Annotated in this window: 8 protein-coding genes; 5 read left to right on the forward strand and 3 right to left on the reverse strand. The window is 70.6% G+C overall.

Annotated elements, in window-relative coordinates:
- The coding region (locus tag ACR2JA_RS16505) for a hypothetical protein (protein ID WP_434010163.1) at positions 1–978 on the reverse strand (978 nt) is incomplete at its 3' end.
- 85 nt (positions 979–1,063) lie between these two features.
- A complete protein-coding gene (locus ACR2JA_RS16510; RefSeq protein ID WP_434010164.1) occupies positions 1,064–2,416 on the reverse strand; it encodes a hypothetical protein in 1,353 nt (450 codons plus the stop codon).
- Positions 2,417–2,646: 230 nt separating this feature from the next.
- Between ACR2JA_RS16510 and ACR2JA_RS16515 the strand changes: the two genes are divergently transcribed.
- The 5 genes from ACR2JA_RS16515 to ACR2JA_RS16535 all read left to right on the forward strand — a co-directional run bounded on the left by ACR2JA_RS16515 (position 2,647) and on the right by ACR2JA_RS16535 (position 7,580).
- On the forward strand, positions 2,647–3,609 hold the full coding sequence (locus tag ACR2JA_RS16515; RefSeq protein WP_434010165.1) for an AEC family transporter: 963 nt from the start codon (positions 2,647–2,649) through the stop codon (positions 3,607–3,609).
- 244 nt (positions 3,610–3,853) lie between these two features.
- On the forward strand, positions 3,854–6,070 hold the full coding sequence (gene katG / locus ACR2JA_RS16520) for a catalase/peroxidase HPI (protein ID WP_434010166.1): 2,217 nt from the start codon (positions 3,854–3,856) through the stop codon (positions 6,068–6,070).
- Between the two features lie 116 nt (positions 6,071–6,186).
- Positions 6,187–6,426: a hypothetical protein gene (locus ACR2JA_RS16525; protein ID WP_434010167.1), complete on the forward strand. Its 240-nt coding sequence runs from the start codon at positions 6,187–6,189 to the stop codon at positions 6,424–6,426.
- Between the two features lie 64 nt (positions 6,427–6,490).
- Complete coding sequence (locus ACR2JA_RS16530) at positions 6,491–7,012, forward strand: TA system VapC family ribonuclease toxin (RefSeq protein ID WP_434010168.1); 522 nt, start codon at positions 6,491–6,493, stop codon at positions 7,010–7,012.
- 7 nt (positions 7,013–7,019) lie between these two features.
- Entirely contained in the window at positions 7,020–7,580 is a 561-nt protein-coding gene (locus tag ACR2JA_RS16535) for a histidine phosphatase family protein (protein ID WP_434010169.1), read from the forward strand.
- Between the two features lie 235 nt (positions 7,581–7,815).
- On the opposite strand, the gene priA is transcribed toward ACR2JA_RS16535, so the two are convergent.
- A complete protein-coding gene (priA, locus tag ACR2JA_RS16540; protein ID WP_434010170.1) occupies positions 7,816–9,876 on the reverse strand; it encodes a replication restart helicase PriA in 2,061 nt (686 codons plus the stop codon).
- Between the last annotated feature and the right edge of the window lie 5 nt (positions 9,877–9,881).

Here is a 9,881-nt window from a genome sequence, read left to right on the forward strand (position 1 = left end):
CGCGGGGGCTGCGGTGGCGGCAGGTGCGGGCGCGGCCGCCGGGGCGGCGGCCAGCGCCACCACGGCCGGGGCGCCGGGCACGGCGGTGGCCACCCAGGGCGTGCCGCGGTCGCGGCCGATCTGGTCGGCGTTGCTGCGCGCCACGTCCTGCGCGGCGCCGCGGCACTGGTTGAGCGCCTGGCGCCACAGGGTTTCGGCGGCTTGCGACTGGGTCAGTTTCTCGGGGCTGCTGCGGTCGCCCGCGGTGCGGCGCAGGGCCTGGCTCTGGTTGCGCGCCTGTTCGAACACCGGTGCGCAGTGTTCGGCGTTGTGGGCGTCGGTGGCGGTCTGGTCGCGCCGCTGCAGCGCGGTCTGCTGGGCTTCGCCGGCGCAGCGCTCGGCGGTCACGTCCCACATGTTTTCGGCCTTGCGGTAGAGCACGGCGGCGTCGCTCCAGCGGCGTTCGCGCACGGCTTGCTGGGCCAGTTCTTGCAGGCTGCCAGCGTCTTTTTGCCCGGCGGTGCAGGCGGGGCTGGCGCCCAGCTGGCTGGCCATGGCCTGGCGGCTGCGTTCGCTGTCGGCCAGGTTGCGGCGGGCGCGTTCCTGGCCGCGGCCTTCGCAGCGCTGCACGGCCAGCGTCCACAGCGCGATGGACTCGTCCACCAGGCGCGCGAGCTGGGTGCTCTCGGTCTTTTGCGCCTGGGCCGTCGCCGCGCGCAGGTCGCTGGCCATGGCGCGGTCGCTCACGCTGGCGCAGGTGTCCTGCGCCGCGCCAGGCACGGCCGGGGCCGCGGTGGGCATGGCGGCCATGGGGTCGGCGGTGACGCTGGTCACCACCGGTGGCGCGATGCTGCCCGCAGCCAGCGGCGCGGGGGCCGCCGGAGCGGCAGCGGGTTCGGGAGTGGGGCTCTGGGCCAGGGCGATGCCGCCCCACAGGGCCAGCAAGGCGGCGGCGGCGGTGGGCAACAGGCGGAGCAGGGGTGCGGTGTGGCGTGGCATGGCGTCGGGGGCTGGCAGAAAGCGGTACCGGGAAGGGGTGTGGGTAATTGGTGTGGGGTGCAGGGCGCAGGCGGTGGACGAACGTTCAGCGGCTGGTGGCGCTGGGCATGCCGGTGGGCATGGCGCCGGACATGGCGTTGTCGGCCATGCCCAGCATGGCTTCGACCAGGCCCAGCGCGTAGGGGTCGCGGCCGCGGCTGGGCAGTTCGTCGTAGCTGAAGGCCTGCGGGGCCGAGGCCAGCGGCATGTCGCCGACGTCAAAGTCCAGCGTCTCGGGGCGGATGCCCTTGAGGATGGCCACCACCTCGTCCTTTCGGCCATCTTTTTCGGTCAGCGCCTGCAGGCCTTCCATGCGTTCGGGGTCGAGCGCGATGGCGTTGCTCAGCAGGCTGCGTTCGAGCAGCTTCTGGTGCAGGCGGAAGCCCGCCAGCGGATCGGCCTTGAGCTGCTTCATGCGGGCGTAGGCCCAGCCGTCGGCCTGGTCGAACGTGGTGGCCGCCACACGCGAGATGCCGCCCAGCAGGCCGCGGTTGGCCGCCACCTGCTGCATGCTGGCCACCACCTGCGCCTGGGTGAGCGACTGCACGCTCTTGCTGACCTGGTCGCGGATGCGGTTGGCCGCAAAGCTCTTGGCCTGGTCGATCAGCTGCTGTTTGAGGATCTCGGTCGCGGCCGTGGCGGCGGCCTTTTGTGCCGCGCTCACCGCCGCTTCGGCCGCCATGGCCGCGCCTTTGAGGCCCGAGGCCAGCGTGGCCACGGTGTAGAGCGAGCTGAGGATGGACGTGCCGTAGTGGTAGGTCTTCATGCGGGCGCCGCCTTCTTCCGACAGGCCCTGCGTCCACAGCACCGTCCACAGCGCTTCGTCCTCGGTCATGTCCGTGCGGGCCAGCTCCAGCGGGTGGTAGCTCATGAGCCAGTGGTAGTCCTGCAGCTCGGGCGTGTTGGGCGGGGCCAGGCGGGCGTAGCCGCGACACACCTCGAACGGCTGCACCTTCACCGGCTGGCCGCTCTTGGTGTTGAGCTCGAAGGCGTCGCCGCGGTCGCGCAGGCGGCCCAGGCGCTCCAGCAGGTCGGCCGGGTCGCCGCTGGTGTAACCGTCGATGTCGGTGACCCGGTCGCCCTTCTTCAGCGGCGAATCGGCGCTGTGGGCCACCACCGTCAGGCGTTCGTCCACGCCCAGGGCGCGCACCCAGGCCACGCGGTCGTTTTCGTCCCAGCCCTTGCTGCTGGCCAGGGCAAACGGCAACTCCCACTGGCGGTCACACTCGGGGTCGTTCAGTTCGGCCGATCGGCGGATGGCCGGGCGCAGCACCTGTTCGCCCTTGCCGTACAGGCCGATCTGCTCGAGCAGCACCGGGTTGACCGCGCGGCCGTCGTCGACGGTGTACTTGGGGCCGGCGCAGCCGGCCAGCAGGGCCAGTGACGCGCCCAGGGCCAACAGAAGCGGGCGCGGTCGGGGGTGTGGTTGAGGGCGCGGCAAAAAACGTGGCAGACGCATGGAAGGCATGTCCCTGAAGATGTGTCTTGAGTGTCCAGTTGTAACCGGCGAGCTTAACGTCCTGTGTCTGATCGGCCGCTGACACGCCGACCTGAGGCGCTGTCGCACCGACGACCCGCGGGCGGCGCGCGCGGGCCGACCGGCGGCGCCTACTGCCACAATCGCTTCCCGTGCTGAACATCCTGCTGGTCACCTTCCCCTTCTTTGCGCTCGTGCTCGCCGGCTACGTGGCGGCGCACCGGCGCATGCTGCCGATCGAAGCGATTCCCGGGCTCAACGGCTTCGTGCTGTTCTTCGCCCTGCCGTGCATGCTCTACCGCTTCGGCTCCACCACGCCCATTGCCGCGCTGCTGGACGCGGCGGTGGCCGGCGTCTACCTGCTGTGCGCCCTGGTCATGGTGGCGTTTGCGGTGGTCATGACCATGAACAGCCGCATCCGCTGGAACGACGCGTCCCTGGGGGCGTTGGTGGCGGCATTCCCCAATTCCGGCTTCATGGGCGTGCCGCTGCTGGTGGCGCTGCTGGGGCCGGCCGCGGCGGGGCCGACCATCCTGACCATGCTGGTGGACATGGTCATCACCAGTTCGCTGTGCGTGGCGCTGTCGCGGCTGGACGAAGGCGAAGGCCACGGCCGCGCCGCCATGGTGGACGCTGGCAAGAAGGCGCTCAAAGGCGTGGCCGCCAACCCCATGCCCTGGGCCATCCTGCTGGGGGCGGTGGCCTCGTTCTACCAGTTCCGCCTGCCCGGCCCGGTGGAAAAAACCACCTGGCTGCTGGCCGATGCGGCGTCGCCGGTGGCGCTGTTCACCATCGGCGCGGTGCTGGCGCGCTCGCAGATCCAGAGCAGCCACCCCATGCCCGTGGGCGACTTCCTGCCGGTGGCGCTGATGAAGCTGCTGCTGCACCCACTGCTGGTGCTGGCGGTGGGCACCGCGGCGCGGCAACTGGGCCTGCCACTGGACCCGTTTGCCCTGACGGTCATGGTGCTGGTGGCCGCGCTGCCCAGCGCCAGCAACGTCTCGCTGCTGGCCGAGCGGCTGGGCGCGGACAACGGGCGCATCGCCCGCATCATCCTGGTGACCACGGTCGCCGCCTTCTTCAGCTTTTCTGGTGCCGTCACGCTGCTGACCTGAGCGCCGGCCGGGGTGCTGCGCCGCCGCATTGGCGTGCGCTATCGCATTGATTCGATCAATTGAGTCGACTTCTTGATAGATCGAATCTAAAGTCTGGGCTCCCACCCACACGGAGCCTGTCATGAAGATGTTCGATGCTGCCAGCACCCTCGGCGCCTGCTGGATCGAGGCCCTCGCCGCCCTGGCCGAGGCCCGCTGAGTGCCCCGGCCCCCCGCCGTTTTGTTTCAACCCCAGGAGATCGCCATGAGCCACCCGAATACCGAAGCCCAGTGTCCCTTCCACGCCGCCGGCGGTGCCCGCGCCACCCACGGCGCGCAGTCCAATGCCGACTGGTGGCCCAACCAGCTGAACCTGTCCATCCTGCACCAGCACCAGCCGGTGTCCAACCCCATGGACCCGGACTTCGACTACGCGCAAGCGTTCCAGCAGCTGGACTTCAAGGCCCTCAAGAAAGACCTGGCCGACCTGATGACCCAGAGCCAGGACTGGTGGCCCGCCGACTACGGCCACTACGGCGGCCTGTTCATCCGCCTGGCCTGGCACGCCGCCGGCACCTACCGCACGGCCGACGGCCGCGGTGGCGCCAACACTGGCAACCAGCGCTTCGCCCCGATCAACAGCTGGCCCGACAACGGCAACCTCGACAAGGGCCGCCGCCTGCTGTGGCCGATCAAGCAGAAGTACGGCAACGGCATTTCGTGGGCCGACCTGTTCATCCTCTGCGGCAACGTGGCCATGGAGACCATGGGCTTCAAGACCTTCGGCTTCGCCGGCGGCCGCCCGGACATCTGGGCACCGGAAGAAGACATCCACTGGGGCGCTGAAAAAGAGTGGCTGGCCACCAGCGACAAGCCGCACAGCCGCTACAGCGGCGAGCGCGACCTGGAAAACCCGCTGGCCGCCGTGCAGATGGGCCTGATCTACGTGAACCCGCAGGGCCCGGACGGCAAGCCCGACCCGGTGGCCTCTGGCCGCGATGTGCGCGAAACCTTCGCCCGCATGGCCATGAACGACTATGAGACCGTGGCCCTGGTGGCCGGCGGCCACACCTTCGGCAAGATGCACGGCGCCGGTGACGCGGCCCTGGTCGGCCCCGAGCCCGAGGCCGGGCCGATGGAAGACATGGGCTTCGGCTGGATCAACAAGCACGGCACCGGCAAGGGCGGCGACACCACCACCAGCGGCTTCGAAGGCGCCTGGAAACCCAACCCCACACAGTGGGACATGGGCTACCTCAAGGTGCTGTTCAAGTACGACTACGAGCAGATGACCACCGCGGCCGGCGCGATCCAGTGGCGTGCCAAAAACGTCGACCCCGAGGACATGATCGTGGACGCCCACGACCCCAGCCAGCAGCACCCGCCGCACATGACCACGGCCGACCTGTCCCTCAAGTTCGACCCGGCCTACGAGAAGATCGCCCGCCACTTCCTCAACCACCCGGACGAGTTCGCCGACGCCTACGCCCGCGCCTGGTTCAAGCTGACCCACCGCGACATGGGCCCCAAGGCCAATTACCTGGGCCCCGAAGTGCCGGCCGAAGACCTGATCTGGCAAGACCCGGTGCCCGCCGTCCAGCACCCGCTGATCGACGCGGCTGACGCGAAAGAGCTCAAGGCCCGCGTGCTGGCCAGTGGCCTGACGGTGAGCGAACTGGTGTCCACCGCCTGGGCATCGGCTTCCACCTACCGCGGCTCCGACATGCGCGGGGGCGCCAACGGTGCCCGCATCCGCCTGGCCCCGCAGAAGGACTGGGAGGTCAACCAGCCGGCCCAGCTGGCCAAGGTGCTCAAGGTGCTCGAAGTCATCCAGAGCGGCTTCAACACCGGTGCCGCGGGCGGCAAGCAGGTGTCACTGGCCGACCTGATCGTGCTGGCCGGCAACGCCGGTGTGGAAGCGGCCGCCAAAGCCGCCGGCCACAGCGTGGACGTGCCCTTCACCCCCGGCCGCACCGACGCCACCGCCAAGCAGACCGACGCCGAGTCCTTCGCCGTGCTCGAACCGCAGGCCGACGGCTTCCGCAACTACCGCAAGGCCGCGTACCGCGTCTCGCCCGAAGAGATGCTGCTCGACAAGGCGCAGCTGCTCACGCTGAGCGCGCCCGAAATGACGGTGCTGGTCGGTGGCCTGCGCGTGCTCGGCGCCAACCACGGCGGCTCGCAGCACGGCGTGTTCACCCAGCGTGCTGGCCAGCTGACGAACGACTTGTTCGTCAACCTGGTGGACATGTCCACCGCCTGGAAACCGGCCGGAGACAACGCCTACGAAGGCCGCGACCGCAAGACCGGCGCCGTGAAGTGGACCGCCACCCTCGTCGACCTGGCCTTTGGTTCCAACTCGCAACTGCGCGCCATCGCCGAGGTCTACGCGCAGAGTGACAACGGCGGCAAGTTCGTGCGCGACTTCGTGGCCGCGTGGACCAAGGTGATGGAACTCGACCGTTTCGACATCAAAAAGTGATGGGTTGATCAGGCAGGTGCTTCCTGCCCACTGCCCCCGGCGCCACTTCTGGTCCGGGGGCTTTTTTGTGCTTTTTTCGAATTGCACCGGATGTGCATTGGCATTAATATGCTTTTATGCGAACCACACTGGACCTGCCCGACGAGCTGATGCGCCACCTCAAGGCGCGTGCGGCGCTGGAAGGCCGCAGCCTGCGCGAACTGGTGTTGGAGCTGGTGGAGCGTGGGTTGAGGGTGCAACCCGTGACCACTGCGCCCGCGCCCGTGGGCCTGCCCACCGTGCGGCTGGGGCGGCCGCTGGCGCTGCCCGCCACGGCGCTGAACCACGCCGACCTCAGCGAACTCGCGCAAGAGTGATGAGCGCCGCCCGGCCGCCCCGAAGGCGCTCAGCCCCGCCGTGCGCAGCACGGAGGGTGATCCAGTGAGATCCACCCGCTTGCGCGCCACCGAACCGCAGCCGCCCTGGGGCCAGAGCCTGGGCGGTGACCTGCCCGACCTCAATGTGTGGCTGGCCCTGGTGGTGGCCGAACACCCGCACCACGCCGCCGCGCGCGCGTACTGGGAGCAGCAGCAGGCCGTGCCCGCGCTGGGCCCGCGCATCTGGTTCTGCCGCTCCACCATGCTGGGCCTGGTGCGCCTGCTGACCCAGCCCAAGTTGATGGGCGAGGGGGTGCTCGGGCTGGCCGACGCGCATGCGATCTACCAGCAGTTGCGTCAGACCGAGGGTGTGGGCTTTGCCGCGGACGCCGAAAGTGCCGACGCCGTGCTCGCCGGCTGGATCGGCAGCGGGAACACCCCGCTGCCTGCGCGCCTGTGGACCGACGCCTGGCTGGCCGCCAGCGCCGAAGCCGCCGGCCTGCGGCTGGTGAGCTTTGATGCGGACTTCGCCCGCTTTCCGCTGAGCCGCCGTTTGCACCTGAGCGGCGCCGGCGTGCCGGAGTGACCACGCCATGGCCCTGACCCTGTTGCTGGCCCGCCACGGCGAGACCGACCTCAACACCGAAGAGCGCTGGCAGGGCCGCATCGACGCGCCGCTGAACGCCGCTGGCCTGGCCCAGGGTCAGCGGCTGGCGCTCGACCTGCCCGATGGCATTCACGCCATCGTGTCGTCGCCCCTGCTGCGCGCCCGCCAGACCGCGGCACCCGCGGTGCAGCGCCTGGGCCTGCCGCTGCGGCTGGACGGTGATTTCCGCGAGCGCGACTTCGGCGTGTTCGAAGGCCTCACCGAAGCCGAGGCCGCGCAGCGCTACCCCGAGCTGGCGGCCCGCAACGCCGCCTACCGCTGGGACGAAGAGCCACCCGGCGCCGAATCGACCCGTGCCGTGGTGAACCGTGTGGAGCGCGGCCTGCAGCGGCTGCGCGCGCAGCACGATGGCCAGACCGTGCTGCTGGTCTCGCACGGCTTCGTGGTCCGCTGCCTGCGCTACCTCATCGACGGCCTGAGCGAAGCCGAGTTCTTCGCGGCCGCGCGCATCCCCAACGGCAGCTACCTCACGCGCCAGATCGGCTGATCCTGTCGGTTTCCCCAATGGATCGGCCACCGCAAGGGTGGCCGGAATGTGCCGTCCGTTCTGTGTCGGACATCAAGCACAGACGCATGTTCGCTGCCCACTGTGAAACCCTCGTGACAGCGACCCGTGCAGCGGCGGAGCGTGGGAGGCCGACAGACCGCAGCGAAGGGCCGCCCCGAGCAAGGTCAGCCCCCTGGGGGGGCAGCGACCCGCGCAGCGGCGGAGCGTGGGGGCCTCACAAGCTCAGCGGATCCACATCCACCGCCCAGCGCACCAGGCCGCGCGCCTCGGGCGCGCTGCGGCAGGCGTGCAGCACCGGCTGCCAGGCGCCCAGAAAGCGCTGCAGCGCCGCGCGCGAATGCGTTTCCACCAGCAGCTGGGCGCGCTCCACGTTGGCCACGCGCTGGATGGTCAGCGGCACCGCCGGGTAGAGCGTGATGTCGTCGCGGTGTGGCAGGCCCTCTGCCTGCTCAGCCGCGATGTTCAAGAAGGCTTGCGCCGCCGCCTGCGTGCGCGCGTCGGCCCGCACCAGCGCCTGGAAGCCGTGCGGTGGCATGCCCGCGATCTCGCGCTCGGCCAGCTGCTCGGCGGCAAAGGCCGGGTAGTCGTAGCGTTTGAGGGCCGCGAACAGCGGGTGCTCCGGGTGCCAGGTCTGCACCCACATTTCGCTCGCGCCGGCGTGCTGCGCGTCGCGCCCGGCGCGGCCGGCGGCCTGCATCAGCAGCGCAAACAGGCGCTCGGGCGCGCGGTGGTCGCTGGCGAACAGCGCAGCATCCGCGTTGATGCTGGCCACCAGGGTGATGCGGCGGAAGTCGTGCCCCTTGGCCACCATCTGCGTGCCCACCAGCACGTCCACCTCGCCGCTGTGCAGCGCGGCCAGCTGCGCCTCCAGGCTGCCCTTGGCCTTGGTGGTGTCGGCGTCCATGCGGGCCACGCGCACCGGCGCGCCGTCGGGGCGCTTCACGTCCTGCAGCAGCTGGGCCAGCTGTTCTTCCACCTGCTCGGTGCCGCGGCCCACGGGCGCAATGTCCAGGTTGCCGCAGTCCGGGCAGGCGCGCGGCACCCGCTGCGTGAAGCCGCAGTGGTGGCAGCGCAGCGTGCGGTCGAGCTTGTGGAACACGCGGAACGCGCTGCAGTGTGGGCAGCCGCTTTTCCAGCCGCAGGCGTCGCACGAGAGCACCGGCGCGTAACCGCGGCGGTTGAGCAGCACCAGGCACTGCTCGCCGCGGGCGATGCGCTCTTCCATCGCGGCCAGCAGCGGCGGCGCGATGGCCGCGCCCTTGGGCTGGTGGTTCATGTCCACCAGGCGCAGCCGGGGCAGGGCGCCGCCGCCGATGCGCCCGGGCATGTCCAGCCGCTGGTAGCGGCCCTGTTCGGCGGCGTGCCAGCTCTCCAGCGACGGCGTGGCCGAGCCCAGCACCACCTGGCAGCGGCAAGGCTGTCGAGCGGCCTGCCCGGTGGCGGCCAGCGCCTCGCTGGTCAGGGCTTCTGTTTCCACCTTGGCGCGGTAGACCGCCAGATCGCGCGCCGAATAGCGCGCGCCTTCCTGGCTCTTGTAGCTGGGGTCGTGTTCCTCGTCCACCACGATCAGCCGCAGCCCCGGCAGGCTGGCAAAAATCGCCATGCGCGTGCCCAGCACGATGCGCGCCGCCCCGGTGTGCGCCGCCAGCCAGCTGCCCAGGCGCTGCGCCGGCGTCATGCCGCTGTGCAGGCTGACCACGCTGCCGGCGCCAAAGGCCGGCTCGAAGCGCTCGCGAAAACGCGCCTCCAGCTGCGGCGTCAGGTTGATCTCCGGCACCATCACCAGCACCTGCGTCGGCGCCTCGCCGTCGGGTGTGGGCGTTTCCAGCACGGCCTGGGTGGCGCGCAAATACACCTCGGTCTTGCCGCTGCCGGTGGCGCCGTACAGCAGCACCGGCTCCGTCGCTGCGGCCAGGGCCTGCAGGGCCTGCACCTGTTCGACGCTCAGGTCGTGGCCGGTCACGGGCTGCGGGGTCGTGGCTTCGGTCGCCTGGGCTTTCTTGTCCCGGCGTTTGAGGCGCCGCGCCAGTTGCTCGGCGTCCAGCTCGCGCAACTGCGGCGGCAGGGCGGCCAGGGCCACCTCGCCCAGGCTGCGCTGGTAGTACTGCGCCGCAAACCGCACCAGCTGGCGCCAGCGCTCGTTCAGCGGTGGCAGCCCTTCCAGCACGCCGGCCACCGGTTTGGTCTGGGCTTCGCTCAGCCCTTCGGGCGGCGTGGCCGGGCAGTCCCACACCACGCCCAGCACCTCGCGCGAGCCCAGCGGCACCCGCACCAAAGCCC

Source organism: Hydrogenophaga sp. (assembly GCF_051007235.1).
GTDB lineage: Bacteria > Pseudomonadota > Gammaproteobacteria > Burkholderiales > Burkholderiaceae_C > Hydrogenophaga.